Annotated in this window: 26 protein-coding genes; 25 read left to right on the top strand and 1 reads right to left on the bottom strand. The window is 30.0% G+C overall.

Going from position 1 to position 21,815, the window contains the following annotated elements:
- The first annotated feature begins 2 nt into the window (after nt 1-2).
- The 25 genes from fliG (at nt 3) to T514_RS0110945 (ending at nt 20,917) form a co-directional block, all read left to right on the top strand.
- A complete protein-coding gene (fliG, locus tag T514_RS0111065) occupies nt 3-1,025 on the top strand; it encodes a flagellar motor switch protein FliG (RefSeq protein WP_027624833.1) in 1,023 nt (340 codons plus the stop codon).
- Nucleotides 1,009-1,782, top strand: a complete 774-nt coding sequence (locus T514_RS0111060) for a FliH/SctL family protein (protein ID WP_027624832.1) — start codon at nt 1,009-1,011, stop codon at nt 1,780-1,782. Before fliG ends, T514_RS0111060 begins: the two co-directional genes overlap by 17 nt.
- A gap of 40 nt (nt 1,783-1,822) precedes the next feature.
- Entirely contained in the window at nt 1,823-3,130 is a 1,308-nt protein-coding gene (gene fliI, locus T514_RS0111055; protein ID WP_027624831.1) for a flagellar protein export ATPase FliI, read from the top strand.
- A 123-nt stretch (nt 3,131-3,253) separates the two neighbouring features.
- The gene (gene fliJ / locus T514_RS0111050; RefSeq protein ID WP_027624830.1) at nt 3,254-3,691 is read left to right on the top strand and encodes a flagellar export protein FliJ; all 438 of its coding nucleotides are present in this window, start codon (nt 3,254-3,256) and stop codon (nt 3,689-3,691) included.
- Between the two features lie 4 nt (nt 3,692-3,695).
- Nucleotides 3,696-5,162 carry a flagellar hook-length control protein FliK gene (locus tag T514_RS25755; protein WP_027624829.1) on the top strand — a complete coding sequence of 489 codons (1,467 nt, stop codon included), beginning with the start codon at nt 3,696-3,698 and terminating at the stop codon, nt 5,160-5,162.
- 11 nt (nt 5,163-5,173) lie between these two features.
- Nucleotides 5,174-5,719, top strand: coding sequence for a flagellar hook assembly protein FlgD (locus tag T514_RS24435; RefSeq protein WP_051542007.1), 546 nt, complete (start codon nt 5,174-5,176; stop codon nt 5,717-5,719).
- A gap of 21 nt (nt 5,720-5,740) precedes the next feature.
- A complete protein-coding gene (locus T514_RS0111035) occupies nt 5,741-6,136 on the top strand; it encodes a TIGR02530 family flagellar biosynthesis protein (protein ID WP_027624828.1) in 396 nt (131 codons plus the stop codon).
- An 85-nt stretch (nt 6,137-6,221) separates the two neighbouring features.
- Nucleotides 6,222-7,229, top strand: coding sequence for a flagellar hook-basal body complex protein (locus T514_RS0111030; protein ID WP_027624827.1), 1,008 nt, complete (start codon nt 6,222-6,224; stop codon nt 7,227-7,229).
- Nucleotides 7,230-7,405: 176 nt separating this feature from the next.
- The gene (locus tag T514_RS0111025; RefSeq protein ID WP_027624826.1) at nt 7,406-7,615 is read left to right on the top strand and encodes a flagellar FlbD family protein; all 210 of its coding nucleotides are present in this window, start codon (nt 7,406-7,408) and stop codon (nt 7,613-7,615) included.
- Nucleotides 7,612-8,442 carry a motility protein A gene (locus T514_RS0111020; protein ID WP_027624825.1) on the top strand — a complete coding sequence of 277 codons (831 nt, stop codon included), beginning with the start codon at nt 7,612-7,614 and terminating at the stop codon, nt 8,440-8,442. Before T514_RS0111025 ends, T514_RS0111020 begins: the two co-directional genes overlap by 4 nt.
- A complete protein-coding gene (locus T514_RS0111015) occupies nt 8,435-9,196 on the top strand; it encodes a flagellar motor protein MotB (protein ID WP_027624824.1) in 762 nt (253 codons plus the stop codon). The genes T514_RS0111020 and T514_RS0111015 overlap by 8 nt, the downstream gene beginning before the upstream one ends.
- A complete protein-coding gene (locus T514_RS0111010; protein ID WP_027624823.1) occupies nt 9,171-9,701 on the top strand; it encodes a flagellar basal body-associated FliL family protein in 531 nt (176 codons plus the stop codon). The genes T514_RS0111015 and T514_RS0111010 overlap by 26 nt, the downstream gene beginning before the upstream one ends.
- 22 nt (nt 9,702-9,723) lie before the next feature.
- On the top strand, nt 9,724-10,089 hold the full coding sequence (gene fliO / locus T514_RS0111005) for a flagellar biosynthetic protein FliO (protein ID WP_027624822.1): 366 nt from the start codon (nt 9,724-9,726) through the stop codon (nt 10,087-10,089).
- Nucleotides 10,090-10,099: 10 nt separating this feature from the next.
- Nucleotides 10,100-10,861, top strand: a complete 762-nt coding sequence (gene fliP / locus T514_RS0111000) for a flagellar type III secretion system pore protein FliP (RefSeq protein WP_423219354.1) — start codon at nt 10,100-10,102, stop codon at nt 10,859-10,861.
- 9 nt (nt 10,862-10,870) lie between these two features.
- On the top strand, nt 10,871-11,140 hold the full coding sequence (gene fliQ / locus T514_RS0110995; protein ID WP_027624820.1) for a flagellar biosynthesis protein FliQ: 270 nt from the start codon (nt 10,871-10,873) through the stop codon (nt 11,138-11,140).
- A gap of 9 nt (nt 11,141-11,149) precedes the next feature.
- Nucleotides 11,150-12,973 carry a fused FliR family export protein/FlhB family type III secretion system protein gene (locus T514_RS0110990; RefSeq protein WP_027624819.1) on the top strand — a complete coding sequence of 608 codons (1,824 nt, stop codon included), beginning with the start codon at nt 11,150-11,152 and terminating at the stop codon, nt 12,971-12,973.
- A gap of 105 nt (nt 12,974-13,078) precedes the next feature.
- The gene (flhA, locus tag T514_RS0110985; RefSeq protein WP_423219353.1) at nt 13,079-15,097 is read left to right on the top strand and encodes a flagellar biosynthesis protein FlhA; all 2,019 of its coding nucleotides are present in this window, start codon (nt 13,079-13,081) and stop codon (nt 15,095-15,097) included.
- Between the two features lies 1 nt (nt 15,098).
- Nucleotides 15,099-16,286 carry a flagellar biosynthesis GTPase FlhF gene (gene flhF / locus T514_RS0110980; RefSeq protein ID WP_027624817.1) on the top strand — a complete coding sequence of 396 codons (1,188 nt, stop codon included), beginning with the start codon at nt 15,099-15,101 and terminating at the stop codon, nt 16,284-16,286.
- A complete protein-coding gene (locus T514_RS0110975) occupies nt 16,280-17,152 on the top strand; it encodes a MinD/ParA family protein (protein ID WP_027624816.1) in 873 nt (290 codons plus the stop codon). The genes flhF and T514_RS0110975 overlap by 7 nt, the downstream gene beginning before the upstream one ends.
- Nucleotides 17,153-17,164: 12 nt before the next feature.
- Entirely contained in the window at nt 17,165-17,821 is a 657-nt protein-coding gene (locus T514_RS0110970) for a flagellar brake protein (RefSeq protein ID WP_027624815.1), read from the top strand.
- Nucleotides 17,822-17,823: 2 nt separating this feature from the next.
- Nucleotides 17,824-18,558 (top strand): FliA/WhiG family RNA polymerase sigma factor, encoded by a 735-nt coding sequence (locus T514_RS0110965; protein ID WP_027624814.1) that lies wholly within the window; start codon nt 17,824-17,826, stop codon nt 18,556-18,558.
- Between the two features lie 17 nt (nt 18,559-18,575).
- The gene (locus tag T514_RS0110960; protein ID WP_034868846.1) at nt 18,576-19,088 is read left to right on the top strand and encodes a hypothetical protein; all 513 of its coding nucleotides are present in this window, start codon (nt 18,576-18,578) and stop codon (nt 19,086-19,088) included.
- 77 nt (nt 19,089-19,165) lie between these two features.
- Complete coding sequence (locus tag T514_RS27550; protein ID WP_278246524.1) at nt 19,166-19,288, top strand: hypothetical protein; 123 nt, start codon at nt 19,166-19,168, stop codon at nt 19,286-19,288.
- Complete coding sequence (locus T514_RS0110950) at nt 19,285-20,079, top strand: flagellar hook-basal body complex protein (RefSeq protein WP_027624812.1); 795 nt, start codon at nt 19,285-19,287, stop codon at nt 20,077-20,079. Before T514_RS27550 ends, T514_RS0110950 begins: the two co-directional genes overlap by 4 nt.
- A gap of 46 nt (nt 20,080-20,125) precedes the next feature.
- The gene (locus T514_RS0110945; protein WP_027624811.1) at nt 20,126-20,917 is read left to right on the top strand and encodes a flagellar hook-basal body complex protein; all 792 of its coding nucleotides are present in this window, start codon (nt 20,126-20,128) and stop codon (nt 20,915-20,917) included.
- 112 nt (nt 20,918-21,029) lie between these two features.
- Here T514_RS0110945 and T514_RS0110940 read toward each other — a convergent pair whose 3' ends face one another.
- A complete protein-coding gene (locus T514_RS0110940; protein WP_027624810.1) occupies nt 21,030-21,578 on the bottom strand; it encodes a hypothetical protein in 549 nt (182 codons plus the stop codon).
- Between the last annotated feature and the right edge of the window lie 237 nt (nt 21,579-21,815).

Below are 21,815 nucleotides of genomic sequence, written 5' to 3'. Positions count from 1 at the left end.
ATATGGCTAAAGGTGACGAAAATGATAAATTAACTGGTGTTCAGAAAGCAGCTATACTATTTATTACTCTAGGTCCTGAAGCAGCAGCTGGTATTATTAAGAAATTACCAGAATCAGAAATTCAAAAAATAACCTATGAGATAGCTAATATTACTGCGGTGAAATCAGAACAAAAACAAAGAATTTTTGAAGAATTCATAAATATGAACAAAGCCAAAGATTACTTAATAGAAGGAGGCTTAGAATATGCTAAGACCCTTCTTGGTAAGGCGCTGGGAAGCCAAAGAGCTATGGAAATACTAGATAAGGTTACAGAGGCTACTCAGCAATTTAGGCCTTTTGCTATTGCAAGAAAGGCAGAAGCTAGTCAGCTTCTAAATATAATATCTAATGAGCATCCTCAGACTATTGCACTTATATTATGTTATCTTCAGTCAGATAAAGCAGGACAAATTCTTTCTGCTTTACCTGAAGATATTCAAGGAGATGTAGCTTTTAGAGTTGCTACTATGAGTAATACATCTCCAATGGTAGTTAAGGAAATAGAAAGAGTATTAGATGGAAAACTATCTTCTGTAGTAAGATCAGATGTTAAGTCAATAGGAGGAGTTCCTACAATAGTTGATATATTAAATCAGGTTGATAGAACTACAGAAAAGAATATAACAGAAGCATTAGAGAGAGAAAACCCAGAATTAGCAGAAAAGGTAAAGGAATCCATGTTCGTATTCGAAGATATTGTTACATTAGACGATGTATCAATACAGAGAGTACTAAGAGAAGTGGAAACAAAAGAACTGGCTCTTGCATTGAAGGGTTGCTCAGAAGAAGTTGCAAATGTTATATTTAGAAATCAATCTAAGAGAGCAGCAACTTCATTAAAAGAGGATATGGAATTCTTAGGACCTGTAAGAATTATGGATGTTGAAAAAGCACAGCAAAGAATTGTTGGCATAATAAGAAGACTTGATGAAGCTGGAGAAATAGTAATATCAAGAGGTGGAGACGATGCAATCATTGTATAAGGTGATAAAAAACGCCAGCATAGTTAATGTAGGGAAAAAAGAAATAATTACTCAGTATTCCCCACCTGAAGAAAAAGAAGTAGAAGTTAAAAAAGAAGTGAATGCTAAGGAATTTATTGATAATTATGAAAGCTTAGCAAAAACTATGCTCGAAAATTCTAGAAAAAAGGGAGAACAAATTTTATCCAAAGCCTATGAAGAAGCGCAAAGGATAGAAGATGAAGCTTATCCTAAGGCATATGAAAAAGGTTATGAAGAGGGAAAAGAAAAAGGATACAATGATGCATATGAAGAAGCTTATACTAAGAATATTGAAAAGGCAACAAAAGAAAAAGAGTCTATGTTAAAAGAAGCCGAAACAATATCTGAAAACATTATAAGAAGTGCAAAAGAAGAATACATAAAATACCTTGAAAAAAAGAAAATTGAAATAAAAAGACTTGTAGAAAACATCATAGAAAATACTTTGAAAAGTGAAATTAAAGATAGTGACAGCTTAAACAATATGATAATAGAAGTTGTTGAAAATGAAAAGAATTCTAAAACAATAATTATAAGATGTAGAAGTCTATATAAAGATGAAGTAGAATCCAAAATAAATTTATGGAAAGAGCAAAATGTTTTTAAAGGGGATATTTTTATAATAGGTGATGATTCTCTAGAAGAAGGTAAAGCTATTATAGAAAAGGATAATGGTAAAATTATAATTAGTATGGAATTTATTTTAGAAAAAATAAAGGAAATACTTTGCCTATAATATCCAATTATTAGCATTAACAAAATATTGGGGTGTACTAATGGAATTTATAGATTTCGCAAATATTAACAAAAAAATAAAGGAATGTGACTTTTATTATAAAGAAGGAATAGTTAAAAAGGTTATAGGTCTTACTATAGAAGTGGAAGGAATAAGAGCTTTTATAGGAGAAGTATGTAATATTTATAATGAAAAAAATAATGCTATAACCTGTGAAGTGGTAGGTTTTAAAGAAAATAATGTAATACTTATGCCACTTGGAGAACTAATAGGTATATCACCAGGATGCAGGGTAGTTCCTAGCGGAAAAGCTCTTAATGTGAAATGTTCTGAGGAGCTTTTTGGTAAAATTATTGATGGACTTGGTAAGCCACTAGATGATGAAGAATTAAAAGAGGGAACTCCTTATTTATTAGACAGTGAGCCGCCAGATCCGTTAAAAAGAAGAAGAATTAAAGATGTTATTCCAACTGGAGTTAGAACAATTGATGGATTTCTAACTTGTGGTGAAGGACAAAGAATTGGAATTTTCGCAGGAAGTGGTGTTGGTAAAAGTACTACTTTAGGAATGATTGCAAAATATGCAGAGGCAGATGTAAATGTAATATGTCTTATTGGTGAAAGAGGAAGAGAAGTTCGAGATTTTATAGAACGAGATTTGGGAGAAGAGGGCATGAAAAGAAGTATAGTAGTTTGTGCTACTTCTGATAAACCAGCATTGGTAAGATTAAAAGGTGCATTTACAGCTACAGCTATAGCTGAGTACTTTAGAGATAAGGGTAAAAAAGTTATATTAATGATGGATTCTGTAACAAGATTTGCCATGGCCCAAAGAGAAATTGGACTAGCTATAGGAGAACCTCCTGCTACAAAAGGATATACACCTTCAGTGTTTGCTATGTTACCAAGGCTTATGGAAAGAGCAGGTATGTCAGATAAAGGTTCCATAACAGCATTTTATACAGTACTGGTAGATGGTGATGATTTTAATGAGCCTATAGCCGATGCTGTTAGGGGTATATTAGATGGTCATATAGTTTTATCGCGTGCTTTGGCTGCTAAAAACCATTATCCTGCAATAGATGTATTAAGTAGTATTAGCAGACTTATGTCTGAAATAGCAGATAAAGATCATAAAGCTACAGCATCTTTGGCAAGAGATTTAATTGCTACTTATAAAGATTCAGAGGATCTTATAAATATAGGTGCTTATGTTAAAGGAAGTAATAAAAAAGTTGATATGGCTATTAACTATATAGATAAAATAAATTCGTTTTTAAAACAAAAAGTAGATGAACATACGAATTTTGAAGATACAGTTAAATGGCTAAAAAGTATATTTACATAAAGAACACTTAACTTAGTTAGTGGACAATTCACAATTGACAGAAGACAATTAAAGAAAATTATTTTTAAGTACTAAAAATTGTCCTCTGTCAACTGTCAACTATGAGTATGGTGGGGTGATTAAATGAGAGGGTATAAATTTAGACTTCAGAAACTTTTAGATATAAGAATAGATAAAGAAGAAGAATATAAAAGAAAATTTCAGCAAGTGCAAGCAATGAAAGAAGAAGTAGAAAATAAGTTAGTTAGATTAAAGGATAACTATGATAAATATAATACTATAAATTCAAATGACTCTATAATAGATAGAAAAATTAAACATCAGTATTTAGTATCGTTAAATTCTTCTATAGAGACAACTGAAGTAGAATTGAAACGCAAAGAAGAATTGGTAGAAGAAGTAAGAGTAGATTTGACACAAAAACAGGTAGATAGAAAAACTGTAGAAATTTTAAAAGAAAAATCCTTACAAAGTTTTATTAAAGAGCAAAACCTTAAGGAGCAAAGAGTTAATGATGAATTTGCACTATATGGATACTTAAGAAATCGTGAAAGGAGGTGAGAAAATGAATAATGATATAGGAATGATATTAGGAGATAGTTATGCTAACAACAGTACATCACAAAGTTTAAATGTTTCTCAGAATAATTCTCAAAATAATAATGGAGAGTTTACAAAGGTATTAAAAAATACTTTTACTAAAAAGTCTTCTGTAAAAACATTAAATTCAAAGAGTAACAATGAATGTGATAGTACATCAAAACAGGACAAAGTTTCATCAAATCAAGGTAATAATGATAAAAGTTTAAAAGCTACAAAAGATGATGAAAAGATTAGAAATTTACTAAGAAAAGCTGGAGTACCTGAAGAAAAAATAGAGAAAATAGAAGTTAATGATTTAGCAAAATTAAATCAATTACTTTCCTCAGAAAATATAAATCTTGATAATTTAAATTGTAAAGATTTAATTTCATTACTACAACTTTTAATTAATTCTAATAATAATCTTCATGAAGAAAATTTATTAGGACAAATTAGTGAATTGATAGATAATTCAATTAGTAATGCATATTTAGATACAACAAACAAAAAAGTTGATACTAAAGAATTAGTAAATGGAATAAAAGATAAACTTAATTCTCTATTTACTAGTAAGGTAACTGATAAGTTAAGTAATGAACAAAATATTCCTTTAGTTAAAGAATTAGTAAATTCTTTACAAGAGAAATTAGCAAGTGCTGTAGAGGTAAAGGTTCAGGAAAATAGCAGTCTTCCAAAAGAAGAAATTATAGGAGAGATTAAAAAAGAAATTTTAAAAATGGCTGAAGTAGATAATAAGGGATTAAAAACAGCTATTTCTAAAGATGAACAACCTATAATTACTCCAGAAAGTATAGAAAAGGTTACTATATCTGAGGACAAAAATAGTAATAATAAAGGAAATGAGCAATTAAAAGATAACAGACCTAGTGCAGAAGAAAAGATTTTAAAAAGCATTAGCGAAGATGATAAAAAAGACAAATTTTCAAAGGCAGTAAATTTTATAAATCATTTTAATTCACTTAATAAAACACAAGATGCAGAACTAGTTTCAGCAGAAAAGTTGGTTGTGAATAAAGATACCATAGTTTCAGATGTTATAAAGGCTGTAAAATATATGGATATAAATAACTCTAAGAATTTAATAGTAAAAATAAATCCTAAGGAATTAGGTGAAATAGTTATAAATGTAACTATGGAAAATGGCAAAATGAAAGCAAATATTACTGCTAATAATAAAGAAGCTTTTAATTTATTAAATGCTAATATATCTGATATAAATGATAAATTGCAGAATAGCAATATAAAAATTCAAAACTTTTCATTAAGCCTATATGAGGATACTACTTTCTTTAAAGACAAGGAGCAAAGAGGTCAGGGAAGTAGAAATAATAGAGGTAATGAAAATAAGAATAATGTAATAGACGATGTGGAAGAAGTATCAGAAAACAATATTAGCAATGATATAAGAAACTTAAATATTTTTGCCTAGGGGGTAGAATTATGGCAGATAGTTCATCTACAATTCAAAAAACCAGTGCAGCGAATCCTACTAAAACGCCTAAGGGAACTAGAATAGTTAAGCCAGGCGAGGAATTAGATAAAAATGCTTTTTTTAAAATTCTTGCTGCAGAGTTATCTCACCAAGATCCTACTAATGCAAAGGATGGAACAGAATTTGTAGCTCAAATGGCGCAGTTTTCATCACTTGAACAGATGGCTAATTTAAATAGTAGCATGAAATTTATGGGAGCATCTTCTTTGGTAGGAAAAACTGTAATGGTAAATAAAATAAACGAAAATGGAACTTTGTATTCTGGTAAAGTTACTGGAGTTTCTAAAGATGGAGATACAGTAATGCTTAATATTGCTGTCGGAGAAAAGAAGGATGAAAATGGGAATACTGTTCCTGACATCAAAAAGTTTAGAATGGAAGATGTAATAGAACTTATAGACAAGCCAAATGATAATAACAATGCTTCAGGAGAAGATACAAATAATAAGCCAGAAGCTGAAAAACCAGAAGAAAATAAAGATGTTCAGGTATAAGGAAAGTAGGTTTAAATAACCATGGGATACAGGGTTATTAATGGAAGAATACAGTTTATTGGAGATTTTCAAAACTATAATGTTTCATCTAGTAAAACAGATAGTAGAAGCAATAAATCTTCAGATTTTAAAAACATATTAGAAAATGAGATAAATAAAAAAGATGGTTTTGTTATTTCAAGTCATGCCTTAGAAAGATTAAAAGAAAGAAATATAGCATTTAATGAAAGCGATATGAAAAGGATCAATGAAGCTATAAATAAGGGAGAAGAGAAAGGCTGTAAAGAAGGTGTAATATTGTATAAGGATGTTGCACTAATAACCAGTATGAAAAATAGAACCATTATAACTGCGTTAAATAAAAATGACAGTGAAGGCAATGTAATTACAAATATTGATGGATTGATAATTCTATAGGCAGGACCTAGAATTGGGATGTCTAGTTCTGTGGAGTGATTGAAGCAGAACATAAATTATAAAAACAGTTGGAGGAATTAGATATATGTTAAGATCAATGTATTCAGGAATTAGTGGGTTGCAAGCTAATCAGATAAAGCTAGATGTTAATGGAAATAATATAGCCAATGTATCAACTACAGCTTTTAAATCTCAAAGAGTTAGATTTCAGGATATGTTAAGTCAAAGTATGAGAGAAAGTACTGGGGCTGGAACAAATATAGGTGGTACAAATCCAAGTCAAGTAGGTTTAGGAACTCAAGTAGCAGGAATTGATACGATAGTAGTTCAGGGTAATATGCAGCCTACTGGTAATACTTTAGATTTTGGTATAGACGGTGCTGGATATTTTGTAGTTGGTAAGGGGCCAGCATCATCTGATGGCATAGAATTGACAGACAATATACTACCTGATGATACTAAAGGGATGTCCTTTAACTTTACAAGAGATGGTTCATTTACATTAGATGAATATGGACAACTTCTAACATCAAATGGATTAAGGGTCATGGGATATAAGATAGAAGGAACTGATATAACATATAGTGATGATGGTAAACCTAGCATAGATACTGTTCCACCAGATGTAAATCAGCAAAAACCAGCTGTGTCAGACCCTAAAGTATTAATTCCCCTTATAATACCAGATAAAGTAGGAACAGATAATGAAGCAGTAAAAATAAAGTCATTTTCAGTAGATACTAATGGTGTTATAAAAGCAACTTTAGCTGATAATAAGGTAGTTGCACTAGGACAAATTGGAATGACATCTTTTAAGAATCCAGCAGGACTTTCAAAGGATGGAAAAAATCTATATTCTAGATCATCAAACTCAGGTGAGCCATTATTTAGAGATGGTGTAGGTAAACCAGCAGAAGAAAGTAATGAAAAAGGTTTTGGAGATATAAACCAAGGAATGTTGGAAATGTCTAGGGTTGATTTGGCAGAACAGTTTACAGAAATGATAGTAGCTACTAGAGCCTTCCAAGCTAATGGTAAAATGATAACTACTGGAGATGAAATACTTCAGGAATTAGTTAACTTAAAAAGATAATTTAATTAGTTAAGAGTTAAGAGTGAATAGTGAAGAGTAAAGGAAGCTATTGTTAACTTCATTAAAAATAGCCAATAATGAAATAGGAGTTTTTTCTTAATTTTTATTAAGAAAAAACCACCTATACTCTTCATTCTTAATTCTTCACTTTTCACTAAATTAACGGGGGTGAGAATATGATTCAGGTTACAGGGTTAGACCACAAGGAGTTTACTTTAAATGCAGATCACATAGAAAAAATTGAATCTGTACCAGAAAGTCTTATAACATTGACTAATGGGAAAAAATACCTTGTAATAGATTCAGTAGATGATATAATAAAAAAAGTTTTAATATATAAAAAGAATATATTTACATTTAATATACAGGAGGCAGCTAGAAAATGAAGAGAAGAGATATTTTGACAGCTATAGGTGTTGTAGTTGGTTTTGCTATGATGATATGGTCAATGGCAATGGTAAGTCTTACCAAATATAATGTCGGCCAATTAAAACTTTTCTGGGACCTGTCTTCTGTAATAATAACACTAGGAGGATCCTTTTGTGCAATGCTGGTTAACTACCCAATTGGCCAGTTTAAAAAGCTTATGAAAGTAACAATTCAATCTTTTAGGGAAAGTGAAAAATCTAGTATAGATATAATAAACCAATTTATAGAACTTTCAAGAAAAGCTAGAAGAGAGGGACTACTTTCATTAGAAGATGAAATAAATCAAGTTCAGGATGCTTTCTTAAAGAAAGGATTACAGATGGTAGTTGATGGTATAGAACCAGAAACTATAAAAGATATTATGGAGCTTGAAATTTCAGAAATGGAAAGAAGACATAAGGATGGAGCTGATATGCTTAGAGCTTGGGGAGGATATGCTCCAGCTTTTGGTATGGCAGGAACACTTATTGGACTTATTCAGATGCTTGGTAATCTTTCAGATTCAAGCCAAATTGCTAGTGGTATGGGAAAAGCTTTAATAACAACTTTCTATGGATCTTTAGCAGCTAATATATTATTTAATCCAATGGCAGCTAACTTAGCATTTAAGAGTGAACAGGAAGCTGCAATAAGAGAAATGATGTTAGAAGGAATACTTGCTATACAATCTGGAGTAAATCCAAGAATTGTAGAAGAAAAATTAATATCATATTTATCCCCAGAGGAAAGAAAGAATTTTGCTGCAGCAGCAAGTTCTGAAGGAGGGGTATCGGAAAATGGCTAGGAAAAAAAAATCAGATGGTGGTAGTGGACTTACAGGTAATGAATGGCTAGCAACGTACTCTGATACTGTAACATTACTACTAACTTTTTTTATATTACTTTATTCATTTTCCAGTGTTGATGCTCAAAAGTTTAAACAAGTAGCAAGTGCTTTTCAGAGTGTATTGGCTGGAGATTCTGGAGAAACAATTTTTGATTTTAATATGAAAAATGGTGATGTACCTTTAGTTGGAGAAACAACAAAAATGGGTACTGCTACAGGTGGCCGAGAAAATGAACTTTATGATAAAGTTAGGGATTATGTACAAAAAAACGATTTACAAGGTTCTGTACAAATAAAAAATGATACTAAAGGTGTAATAATAGAGGTGAAAGATAGTATTCTTTTTGAAACAGCACAAGCTCAAATAAAGAATAATAGCTTACCAATACTAGAAAAGTTAAATAAACTCATAGCTAGCTTTCCAAATAGCATAATAGTAGAAGGACATACAGATAATATTCCAATAAATAATTATAAATATGATTCAAATTGGGAGCTTTCTACTGCTAGAGCTGTTAATGTTTTAAGATATTTTGTTGAGACTAGAAAGCAAAATCCTAGTAGATTTACTGCAGCAGGATATGGAGAATTTAAACCGCTTTATCCTAATGATACAGATGAACACAGAGCTAAAAATAGAAGAGTTAACATATTAATAGTTTCTATAGAAAGGGAGACTGGGAAAAATGAGCGAAAAGAACATAGAAAATAAAAAAGGAAGTAAAGGAAAAACAATTGTTATTATCATATTAGTATTAGTAATAGTTTTAGGGGGAGCTTTTGGTGGATATATGATTTTTTCAAAGAAAAAAAATGCTACACAGGCTAATGCTGTTCCACCAGCAAATAATCAGCAAGCTGCTAATGGACAGGCAAATGTTAATGTAAACATGAATAATCAACTAAGACCTGCTACATCTGTTTATACATATGATATGGGTGAATTTTTACTTAATTTATCTGACGAAGATGGAAAAAGATTTTTAAAGGCAAAAGTTTTTTTAGGTTATGAAAACAAAAAATTACTAAAAGAACTTGAGACAAATCAGGCTGCCATTAAAGATTCTATAAACAGTGTTATTAGATCTAAGAAAGCAAAGGATTTTAGCACTAAAGGATTAGAAGATATAAAGTTAGAAATATTAAATAGAATAAATCCAATGTTCAAAAATGGAAGATGTGATAGTGTATATTTCCCGGAAATATTAGTTCAATAAATAATTTAAAGGAAGATAAAATATGGGAAGCAATTTGCAATTTTTAGTTACACTTTTAAAAATTATAGCCTTCCTGCCTTTTGTAATTGTACTTATATACATATCTATTAAATATGGTGGGGAAAAGCTGCAAGACATGCAAAAGGGAAAATATATGAAGATACTTGACAGACTTAGTTTATCTAAGGATAATTCTCTTTTGATTGTAAAGATTGGGGATAAAGCATATTTAATGTCTTCTACTAATGGAAATGTTCAAATTGTTTCAGAGCTAAGTAGTGAAGATATTAGAAAAATAGAGTCTTCCAAAGATATAGTAGAATATGAAAGTTTAAAGGAATTTTATAAAAAACTTAGGAATAAAAAGGAAGATAAATATGAAAAATAATAGGAAAAGAATGGTGTTTTTTTTAGGGATTTTCACATTTGCTATATTTGGAGCAATATTAATTGGTAGTAAGGTTTATGCTGCTCCAACAAATGTGCCTATACCAAGAGTTAATTTGTCAATAGATAATAGTGGTACTCCACAAAATTATGTAGATAATATAAAACTCTTAATAGTACTTACTATACTTACTTTATTACCTTCTTTCATAGTGATGATGACAAGTTTTGTAAGAATTATAGTTGTTTTTGGATTCTTAAGAAACGCTATAGGAACTCAGCAATCACCACCTAATCAAGTATTTATTGGACTAGCTTTATTTTTAACTTTATTTATAATGACACCAGTTTATAATGAAGTAAATACAAAAGCTATACAACCATTTTTGCAAAATAAAATAACACAAAATGTAGCAATAGAAGAAGGGGCCAAGCCATTAAGAAAATTTATGTTAAATCAGACGAGGCAAAAAGATTTAAAACTGTTTATGGAAGTGGCTAAGGTAGGAGATAAAATAACAAAGGATAATGCACCTTTATATATAGTAGTGCCTTCTTTTATAATAAGTGAGCTAAAAACAGCTTTTCAAATAGGATTTTTATTGTACATACCATTTTTAATAATAGATTTAGTAGTAGCTAGTATTTTAATGTCCATGGGTATGTTTATGTTACCACCAGTAATGGTATCATTACCCTTCAAATTATTATTATTTGTTATGGTAGATGGATGGTATCTATTAGTAAAATCATTAATTTTAAGTTTTAAATGAGGTGGTTAAATGAGTGAAAATATGGTAATAGGAGTAATTAAAGATGCAATAAGCACAGGGCTTATAGTAGCAGCACCAATACTTGGTATATCAATTATAGTAGGACTATTAATAAGCATATTTCAGGCTACCACTCAGATTCAAGAGCAGACGCTAACTTTTGTACCTAAGCTTATTGCAGTAGCATTAGTAGGATTACTAACAGGCAGCTGGATGCTGCATAAGTTAGTAAACTTTACTGAAAATATATTTCAAATAATATCCAATATTACGAAGTAGGTGTTATAGTTGATAAACATGACGTTTTTTACGGCAATGATTTTAGTTTTTTTAAGACTATTAGCTTTTTGTACAGTAACACCTGTATTTTTTCCAAAAGGGACACCTGCTATGGTGAAGGTTGGATTTATATTAATTTTATCTTACATAATAATACCAGGAATTGATTACAAAGGAATTGTAAATATAAATGATATGCTTCCTTTTATAGGAAGCTGTATAAGTGAAGTAACTACAGGGTTAACATTAGGATTTGTTACAGAATTATGTTTTATGGCTGTAAAATTTGGGGGAAATCTAATGGATATGCAAGTTGGATTTTCTATGATAACTATGTTTGATCCAAATTCAAATAGTAATTCAACATTAATAGAAAGATTGCTTTATTGGATTAGTGTTGTATTATTTTTTATTGTGGATGGTCATCATATGCTTATAATGCAGCTGATAGATAGTTTTAAAGTAGTTAATATAGGAAAGTTTATATTATCACAGGATACAGCTGGTATTATAATTCAAGCTTTTATAGAATTTTTTAATATTGGATTGAAAATAGCAATACCTATTGTATTGATTATTATAATTACGGATTTAACTTTGGGACTTATAGCAAGAACAGTGCCACAGTTAAATATAATGATTTTAGGTTTACCCATAAAGATACTTGTTGGACTTGCAACGTTTCTTTTCGCTTTACCTATTTTCTTTAATATTATAGCTGATGCTTTTTCACAGTTGCCAGAAGCATTTAAAGGAATTTATAAAACAATCCCCTTGATTATGATTTTTGCTTCTGATGATAAGACTGAGGAAGCAACACCTCATAAATTAACTGAAGCGAGAAAGAAAGGGCAAGTTGCTAAAAGTAAAGAGGTTAATTTAGCGTTAACCTTACTTGGAATTACCTTAGTGTTAAATGCATTTGGTTCTTATGGATTTAGTACTTTAAAGGATAATATGATAAGCTTTTTAACTAATTATTTAAATATGGAATTAACTTATGAAAATATCTTTCATATTACACTTATAGTAATTCTAAGACTTGCCATTGTAATATTGCCAGTGGCAGTTCCTATAATGATTATGGGTATTTTCTCAAATTTTATTCAAACAGGTTTTATTTTAACAAAAGAAACTTTAAAGCCAGACTTTAAGAAACTTAATCCTATAAATGGATTTAAGAGAATGTTTTCTGCTAGAACAGTAGTAGAATTGGTAAAAGATATTTCACTAGTAACTATAGTTGGATATGTGGGATATAAGTTTTTAAAGGATAACTATACTACAATAATTAATTTAAATAGTTTGAGATTTCCAGTTATTGCAGAGACTTTTGGCAGTATAGCTATGAGCATTTTCTTTAAAATAACTTTAATAATGCTGACCATAGCGCTGGCAGATTTTGTATTTCAAAAAAGACAATTTAAAAAAGATATGAAGATGACAAAGCAAGAAGTTAAAGAAGAGTTTAAGCAAATGGAAGGAGATCCTCAAGTAAAGGGAAAGATAAAGCAAAAGCAAAGAGAAATGGCTATGAAAAGGATGATGCAAAGTGTGCCAGATGCTACAGTGGTAATTACTAACCCAACACATTTTGCAGTAGCATTGAGATATAAAGAAGGAAAAGATTCAGCTCCAAGAGTAGTAGCAAAAGGTGCAGATTATGTAGCATTTAAAATTAAGGAAAAAGCCAAAGAAAGTAATGTACCTATAATAGAAAATAAACCTTTAGCTAGACTTATATATGATGAAGTAGAGGTAGATTCAGAGATACCTGTAGAAATGTATCAAGCTGTAGCAGAAATTTTAGCAATAGTGATGAAACTTAACTAAATTTCTTTATTGCTCACTATTTATTGTTCATTATTCACTGAAGAGGTGGTGTTTGTTTTGGAAGGTACGAAAAAAAAGATAGATTTAAAAAATAATATAGACGTAATGGTGGCTTTTGGAGTTATTGGAATAGTAATGATGATTATAATTCCTCTTCCACCAACTATTTTGGATATACTTTTGGCACTTAATATTACTATATCTGTAATAATAATACTTTTAACCATGTTTACAACAGATGTATTACAATTTTCATCGTTTCCAACTCTTTTATTGGTTACTACACTTTTTAGATTAGCACTTAATATATCCTCTACAAGACTTATATTGTCAGAGGCCAATGCTGGAAAAATAATAGAGGCCTTTGGTTCTTTCGTTGTAAGAGGAAATTATGTTGTAGGAATTATAATATTCTTAATTATAGTAATAATTCAGTTTATAGTTATAACTAATGGTGCTACAAGAGTTGCTGAGGTTTCAGCAAGGTTTACATTAGACGCTATGCCTGGTAAGCAGATGAGTATAGATGCGGATTTAAACTCTGGACTTATAGATGAAATGGGCGCTAGAGATAGAAGAAAAAAGCTTCAACAAGAAGCAGATTTTTATGGGGCTATGGATGGTGCGTCTAAGTTTGTAAAGGGAGACGCAGTAGCAGGATTAATAATAACAGCAATTAATATTTTAGGTGGAATAATAATTGGTGCATTAATGCTTAATATGGATATTGGTCAAGCTGCTCAAGTATATACAAGACTTACTATAGGAGATGGACTGGTAGGTCAGATTCCAGCACTTTTAATATCTACAGCTTCTGGTATATTGGTTACACGTTCAGGATCAGATGACAACTTTGGTGATGTAGTAGGAAAGCAGTTAACAGGATTTCCAAAAGTAATAGCTATGGCTTCCGCGGTATTATTTTTCTTATTTTGTATACCAGGATTGCCAAAGCCACCATTTCTTATACTTTCAATAGCTGCAGGGGCAGGTGCTTATTTCTTATACAAGGATGAAAAGGAAAAAATTATAGAACAAATTGAGCAGGAACAGCAAGAGATAACAGAAATAGAAGGTAAAGAACCAGAAAATGTGATGAACTTAATAAATGTAGAGCCAATGGAAGTAGAAATAGGCTATGGACTTATACCTTTAGCTGACGAGGGAGCTGGAGGAGATTTACTACAAAGAATAACTTCTGTTAGAAGACAATGTGCTATTGAGATGGGCATAGTAGTTCAACCTATAAGAATTAGAGATAATTTACAACTTAAAACTAATGAGTATGTACTTAAAATAAGAGGTACTGTAATAGCTAAAGGAGAACTTATGCCTAATATGCTATTATGTATGGATCCTACTAATGGAGAATATGATATACAAGGTATTAAAACTGTGGAACCATCATTTGGATTACCAGCTATATGGATAAATAAAGATGAAAGAGAAGAAACAGAGATAAAGGGATTAACAGTAGTAGATCCAACTACTGTAATGGTAACCCACTTAACGGAAACTATAAAGAATCACTCTTATGAGTTACTTGGTAGACAAGAAGTTAAACTTATTATTGATTCTGTAAAAGAAAAGTACAGTGCTGTAGTAGAAGAACTTATACCAGATTTGATGACTATAGGGGAAATTCAAAAAGTACTACAGAATTTATTAAGAGAAAGAGTTTCAATAAAAGACATGGTTACAATTTTAGAATCCCTTGCGGATAATTCAAGAAGTACTAAGGATATGGAACTTTTAACGGAATATGTAAGATTTGCTTTAGGAAGGAGCATCTGCAATCCTCTAATAGATGAAAATGGTGCTATAACAGTGATAACATTATCTCCAGAAATTGAGGAGCTTGTTGGAAATAACATTCAAAAGTCTATGCAAGGATCATTCCCGGCCTTAGATCCAGATACTACAAGTAATATATTAAATTCTATTAGAAATACCTTAGAAAATACTTTCTTTTATGAAAGTCAGCCTGTATTATTGGTTTCTCCTAAAATTAGACCAGCTTTTAGGAAACTTACAGAAATGGTTTTTCCTAATTTATATGTATTGTCTATAAATGAAATTCCTAATGATATAGAAATTAAAACTGAAGGAGCTGTGACAATATAAAATGATTATTAAAAGATTTATAGTAAAAAATATGAGTGAGGCAATGACAAGAATTAGATACGAGTTAGGAAAAGATGCCATAATAATAAGTCAAAGAAAGATTAGAAAACCTGGTTTTTTTGGATTATTTCAAAAAAAGGTTATGGAAGTCACAGCAGCAGTTGATAATTCAAAAAAAGAAGATACAGGTTCTACGGATAATAACTTAGAACTTATTAAAAAGTTAATGGAAAAAAAAGAAGCAGCTAAACAAAAAGAAGAAATTAAATATAAGGAAAGTATTGAAAATAATATTAAAAGTACTATTGTAAATAAAAATTTAAATAGTATGGATCATAATGATGATAAAAGCAAAGAAGATCTTTTAAAAGAAATGCAAGAAATGAAAAAGATGATGAATGAAATTAAGAACATATCTTTATCCCCAACTAAAGAAAGAGGAAAGTTAGAAACTATTTTAGATAATAATGATGTTAACGAAAAAACTTTAAATAACATTTTAATAAGAATCAATAGTATGAATAATGGCCTGGATGATTTAGAAAAAGGAAAAATAGCTATAACTGAAATGATACCTGTTTCAAGAGTATCATTAGATGGAGTAATAGTATTTGTAGGTCCTACTGGTGTTGGAAAAACTACCACTATTGCAAAACTTGCTGGAAATTTAGCTTTATTGCAAAAGAAAAAGGTAGGACTTATAACTATAGATACATATAGAATAGGAGCAGTAGAGCAGTTAAAGACTTATGCAGATATTATGAATATACCTTTTAAAGTAGTACTTTCTATAAAAGAAATGGAAGAAACTATAAAATTAATGGGAGAATGTGATACAATATTAGTGGATACCACTGGAAGAAGTTCTAAAAATGCTATGCAAATTTCTGAACTTAGGGCTTTTATTGATAAGATATACACAGAAAATATCCATTTAGTAATAAGTGCTACTACTAAAAATAGAGACATAGATACTATAGTTGAAGGATATAAAATTTTGGGATACAACAATGTAATAATAACAAAACTTGATGAAACTACTACATATGGGTCTATACTTAATATACTTCAGAGTGCAGAAACACCAATAAGTTTTGTAACTACGGGACAAAATGTACCTGATGATATAAAGAAAATTACAGGAGATGAAATAGCTAATCTAATACTAGGAGAGGATAATGTATGCTAGACCAGGCAGATAGACTTAGAAAATTAGCAAAAGATGTAGATGAAAAAGTAGAAAATAATAACAAAGGTGTGAAAATAATTACAGTTACTTCTGGTAAAGGTGGGGTTGGAAAAAGTAATTTCGTGGTTAATCTAGCTATAGCTATTCAAATGAAGGGTAAAAAGGTAATGATATTTGATGCTGATGTAGGCATGGGAAATGATGATGTGCTTATGGGCTTTTTACCTAAATACAATGTAAATGATATTATATTTAATAATATGAATATAGAAGATGTATTAATTGAAGGTCCGTATGGAGTAAAACTATTGCCTGGTGGTACTGGACTTACTAAAGTGGAAGAAATAACAGAAGAAAAAAGAGAAAAATTTATAAACAAAATTAAAGAATTAAATGACTTGGATTATATTATTATGGATACAGGAGCAGGTATAAGCAAAAGCGTTTTAGGCTTTATAGCCTGTTCAGAAGATTTAATTATTATAACAACTCCGGAGCCTACATCTCTTACGGATGCCTATAGTCTTTTAAAAGCAGTAGACCATTTTGAAATAAAATCTTCTGCAAAGGTAATAATAAATAGGACTTTAAGCTTTAAAGAGGGGATAGAAACTTATAATAAATTTAGCAATACAGTAAATAATTTTTTGAATATGAATTTGGAGCATTTAGGAAACCTTTCAGATGATAGGAAGTTAGTAGAAGCAGTAAGAAAGCAAAAGCCCTTTATAATTAGCTTTCCAAATTCCAGTGTGTCTAAAGAAATAATGAGTATAGCAAATAAAATAATGGGGCAGAAAGAAGAGCATACAGGAGATGGAGTTGAAGGATTATTTAAAAAAATATTTAGTATTTTTTCAGTATAGGGGTGGTTTTCCATGGCAGGAGACGTAAAGTTTTTAGTCAACCGAAAAGTAGAAATAATTATGGATGATGGAATTTATGTAAGTAATATTCAAGATGTAGAAGATGAATATGCAGGTATAAGTATACCTGTAAAAGATGGATCATATCTTCCACTAAAAAAGGGAGATAGAGTAGAGGGAGTATATTACTCTGGAAATGGGTTATATAAATTTTATACAGTAGCAGTAGGAAGAAAAATTGACAGGATAATGATGATTCTACTGGCTCATCCAGAAAAATTTATAAAGTTTCAAAGAAGAAACTATGTTAGAGTTCCAATAGTAATTAAGGTGTTTTGTGCTATATTAGATAAAACTATAAATTTAAATAATATAACAGACAATCAATTTGAATTTTTCGATGCATTTTCATTAGATATCAGTGCTGGAGGAATGAGACTTTCAACAGATAGGGATATTAGTATAGGGGATATTATTATGATTACATTACCACTTAAAAATGAAGTGATTAATGTTAAAGGTAAAGTAGTAAGAGTTGAAAGAGCAAGAGATAGAAACATATGTGGTATTGGTTTTATGGATGTGGATAACAAAACAGTAGAAAAAATTATACAATTATTATTTCAAATTATGAGAGAACAGAGGAAAAATGCACCTAAGGAGGATTAATTATGGCTATGGATATGGACTTGGATATAAAAGAACAGATTGTAAAAAAGTATATACCACTTGTAAAATATATAGCGTCAAGGGTAATAATTGGTAAGACAAAATATATTGAATATGAAGATTTAGTTAGCTACGGTATGATTGGACTTATGGACGCTTTAAATAAGTTTGATGAGAAAAAAGGAATGAAATTCTCTACATATGCTTCTATAAGAATAAAAGGATCTATGATAGATGAATTAAGAAAAATCAGTCCAATTTCTAAAGGCGCTATGGACAAGCTTAATAGGTATAATGATGCTATTGAGAGACTTCAAAAAAAGAATTTTAGAGAGCCAGATATTATAGAAATATCAAAAGAGCTAAATATTTCATTAGAGGAAGTATCTCAAATTGAAAATTACATTAATTATATTTCGGTTATATCCTTAGAAGACTTAATATTTTCTGAGGAAGATGATATACCATTGATTGGAACAGTGGTAGATGAAAAAAGTCCAAGTCCTGAAAAATCCTTGGAAGAAAAGGAATTATTGGAGTTTGTAGCAAAAGCTTTAGATAATTTAAAAGAAAAGGATAAGACAGTGTTATCTCTTTACTATTATGAAAAATTAACTTTGAAGGAAATTGGAAAAGTATTAAGTGTTTCTGAATCTAGAGTATGTCAACTTCATAGCAGAGCATTAATTCATTTAAGAAATGAATTAAAAAAGTTAAAATATGAAATACAAAATTAAGTAAGGAGTTAATTGTTATGACGGCATTTTTGCTAGGTTTTGGAATAATTCTTATTATGTTAAATATTATAGCCATAAAAAAAGAAAAAGGTTCATTTAAATATACGCTAGAAAATACGGAAAAAGATATGAATGACTTTCAAATTGAGATTGGAAAGTTAAGAAAAGAAATAGGGGAAAGTATTTTAGATTTACAAAAGGAAATAGAAGATATAAAAAGCTCATTAGAATGTGTTAAGGTTAGTGAAAGTCATAAGATAGATGAGCAACAAACAGTTGACCACATTATAGATGATAATATTATTGAAAGTAGTAGCGAAAGTATTGAAACTATGGAAGCAAATATTAAAATTAAAGAAGATCGTGAAAAGTCCGAAAAAGAAAGTGGAGATATTTTAAAAGGCAATAGTATAAAGGTAGAACAGATAGGAAACATGATAAGTTTGGGTATGTCTGTAGAAGAAATCTCCGAAAAGTTAAACGTTGGTAAGGGGGAAGTACTATTAATAAAAGAATTATATCTAAAATAAAACAGTGTATCTATTTTTTTAGTGATAAAAAGCTTTTATTAGGAGTGGGAATAGGTATAGTTGTTTCTACCCTTATTATGACAGGAGTAAAAATAAATTATCAAATGAGTAATTATGAAGTAGAAAAGCGTGCAAGAAGTATGGGGATGAAATATCCTGATGAAGTTAAATTTATAATGGATAAGGGAGTGGACAAATGATAAGAAGTCTTTATACAGCAGTATCTGGTATGATAACACAAGAAGCAAAACAGGATGTAATAACAAATAATCTAGCTAATATTAATACTGTAGGATTTAAGGGAGAAAATCTTGCAGCTAAACAGTTTGATGAGGTGTTATTATATAACTATGACAAAAAGGTTCAAGGAAAAAATGTTAGACAGAACTTAGGTAATATAAGTCTAGGTAGTAGGATAGATGATGTAAAGACAAATTTCACCCAAGGTACAATAGAAAAAACAGATAAAACTTTTGATTTTGCAATAGAGGGAAGAGGATTTTTCGTAGTTAATAGAAATGATGGTATATCAACAAATAATTTTTATACTAGAGATGGTCATTTTCATGTAAACAGCAAGGGATTACTAGTAAATGATAGCGGAGATAGTGTTATGGGTAAAAATCTACAAACTGGTGCGGTAGAGCCTATAAAATTACAGGAAGATAAAGTTGCAGTTGATGTACAGGGAAATATAATGGTTAAGGGCACTCCAACATATAAACTTCAATTAGTAGATTTTAAAGGTGCTAATGCTGACTATAAAAATTTAAAAAAGGTTGGAGACAATTTATATTCAGGAAATGGTGCACAAGAAGACAATAAAATAAGCGTTAAGCAATATAATTTGGAAAGATCAAATGTTAATGTAACAAGAGAAGTTATGGAAATGATGACAGTAATGAGAACCTTTGAAACTAATAGTAAAGTTATTCAAGCTATAGACGAAACTTTAGGTAAGGCCGTAAATGAGGTCGGAAGTGTAAGATAGTAAAGAATAATTGAGAATTGTTAACTTAAAGAAGGGGATGACTAAATTGCTTAGAATTATGTGGAATGGCAGAAGTGCAATGATGGCTCAACAGGACAAGTTAGATTGTATATCTAATAATGTGGCTAATCAAAACACTGAAGGTTATAAAAGGGAAGATGTGACCTTTAAGGATTTAATGTACGAAAAGCTTGATAGAAGAGGATATCCTGTAAATAAAGGTGAAAATAAGAATTTAATAACAGGTTCAGGTGTTAAGGCAGGGCAATGGATTAGAGATAATAAACAAGGCGTTTTGATTAATACTGGGGTAAATACTGATTTAGCCATAGATGGTGAGGGATATTACAGAGTTAAAGATGCTAATGGAGAATTCAAATACATAAGATCTGGTAGCTTTAATATAGATAATAGCGGAAATTTAGTTGATAAAAGTGGAAATAAATTAGAGATAGAGTATTCAGAGGAATATGTAGAGGATATTCCTAAATTTACTCAAGATAATTTTATAGTTAGAGAAGATGGAAGCGTAACTATAAAAGAAAATAATAGTAATGGAGCTACTACTAAAGAAGTAGGAAAAATAAGAATATATAATGCTGTTGGTCAGGATGCCTTTATATCTGTGGGCGATAATTTATATATGCCTAAAGATGGAGTAAATCCTACAGTTGTAAATTCAAATACAAAGCAGGGATTTGTTGAAGGATCTAATGTAGATATTAGTAAGGAAATGACAGATATGATAATGTCTCAAAGGGCCTTTGAATTTGGCTCCAAAGCAATAAAAGCAGGAGATGACATGTGGGGAATAGTTAATGGCTTAAGAGGAAAATAAGATTAAATAAGGAAAACTTACCAGAAGGTAAGCTGAAATGAATTTAAAAGCTTTTCTTAAAAGAAAAGCTTTTATTGTTTTAATTTTTCCTAAGTAGTGGTTATGGAGAAAATTATCTTCTTATAGTCATAAAGAAGATAATAAAATTAATCATGCATATAGCATAAGCTATACTTAGATAATCTTTTATACATATGTTATTTATTTTGTTTTTATAATCACCATAACTTTTTAAGTAATCTGTATTTTTATCACTAAAATAATGATAAAAGTTAACTGATTCTACATAGGCTGCTAATATGTCAACGTTTAACAAGGGTTTTTTATATAAGTTTGTAATGTAGTCTCCTTTAAAATCAATAGAAAATTTTTTGTTTCTAGTAATGTATATAATATATAAAAAAAGTTGAGATAAAGCAGCAGGGAGTATAGTGATTATATTAAATAAGTAATTAAATAATTTTATGTTATTTTGAAGGCTTATGTTGTAAACAAAAGTATATACTATAGCGCCTATATTGCCAAATAGTAAAATATATAGAAGTGGAGCTACGAAGCCACAAACTATGGAGCGAGAAATTATGGAAATAGAATCGTAAAAGTGTACTTTTTCTTTTTTGTTTAAGTTTTTCTTTTCTGTGTTACTTATATCTATTACCAAAAAAGCAGTTATTGAATTAGCTAATTCTTTACTTTTTATATTATAGATTAAAAAGCAGCACAGTAATATAAAAACTATGTGAAATACTGAAAATAAAACTTTACTTTTTATGACCTTTTTTAAATTACAGTTTAATTTATAATATATATATTGCCTATCAATTTTCCAAAATATTATGCTAAGTAAACAACCAATTAAATAACCTACCCCAATTTTTATCCCTCCATATTAACATTT

Source organism: Clostridium lundense DSM 17049 (assembly GCF_000619945.1).
Lineage (GTDB): Bacteria > Bacillota > Clostridia > Clostridiales > Clostridiaceae > Clostridium_AO > Clostridium_AO lundense.
Note: the sequence above shows the minus strand (reverse complement) of the source record. Positions and strands in the feature narration are given on the sequence as shown.